The 1,116-nt window shown below is 67.7% G+C and carries 1 protein-coding gene and 1 pseudogene; both read right to left on the minus strand.

All coding sequences use genetic code 11. From position 1 onward, the window contains the following. Positions 1 to 296, minus strand: a pseudogene (locus I0Q12_RS28890) (hypothetical protein); the annotation flags it as partial. Continuing rightward, positions 293 to 1,116: ParA family protein (locus tag I0Q12_RS28895; RefSeq protein WP_269437713.1), on the minus strand; the 824-nt coding region annotated here is incomplete at its 5' end. The pseudogene I0Q12_RS28890 and the gene I0Q12_RS28895, both read right to left, overlap by 4 nt.

Here is a 1,116-nt window from a genome sequence, read left to right on the forward strand (position 1 = left end):
GGGGTGGTTCCGTCGCCGATGATCACGTCGGCGGCGGCGGATCCGAGGCCGCTCGACGGGATCGTCATGCCGGACACACCGCTCGCCTTACGCGCCGCAGCGGTCTTGCCGGTGGTGTTGTTCTTGCTCGGCGCGTTCCCGGCGGGAGCCGGCGCAGAGGGAGCGGGTACCGTCGGTGCCGTCGCGGTCCCGGTTCCGGCAGGAGCCGTCGCGGGTACCGGAGGTGCTTCGACCGGCCCGGTCGGGATGAGCGCCGCCAGACCCCGTCCGAGACCTCCCTTGCGTGTCGCGCTCATTCGTTCCCCTGATTCTTGTCGTGACCTCGCGCCGCCAGTTCGCGCCCGGCGTCGAGATAGCTCATCGCACCGCGCGAACCTGGATCGTAGTCGAGCACGGTCATTCCGTACCCGGGAGCTTCGGAAACCTTCACGCTGCGGGGAATGACGGACCGCAGGACCGCGTCCCCGAAGTGGGCTCGCACTTCGGCCGCGACCTGATCCGCGAGCTTGGTGCGACCGTCGTACATGGTCAGCAGCACGGTCGAGACGTGCAGTTCCGGGTTGAGATGCGACTGGACGAGTTCGATGTTGCGCAGCAACTGACCGACGCCCTCGAGGGCGTAGTACTCGCACTGGATGGGGATGAGCACTTCCTTCGCCGCGACGAGCGCGTTGACGGTCAGCAGACCCAGCGACGGCGGGCAGTCGATGATGATGTAGTCGTAGTCGCGATCGCCGAGAGCAGCGGCGGTCAGCGCGTTCTTCAGCCGGTTCTCGCGGGCGACCATCGACACCAGTTCGATCTCCGCGCCGGCCAGATCGATGGTCGCGGGAATGCAGAACAGCCTCTCGCTGTGCGGGCTCTGCTGGACCGCCTCGGACGCCTTCACCTCACCGAGCAGCACCTCGTAGCTCGACGCGACCCCCGAGTAGTGGGGGACACCGAGCGCGGTGCTGGCGTTGCCCTGCGGATCGAGATCGACGACGAGCACCGTCAGCCCCTGGACCGCGAGCGCGGCGGCAAGGTTCACGGTCGACGTGGTCTTGCCGACGCCGCCCTTCTGATTCGCGACGGTGAAGATCCGTCGTTCGGTCGGCTTCGGCAGAGAGTCTGCGG

The organism is Rhodococcus sp. CX (assembly GCF_015865005.1).
Taxonomy (GTDB): domain Bacteria; phylum Actinomycetota; class Actinomycetes; order Mycobacteriales; family Mycobacteriaceae; genus Rhodococcus.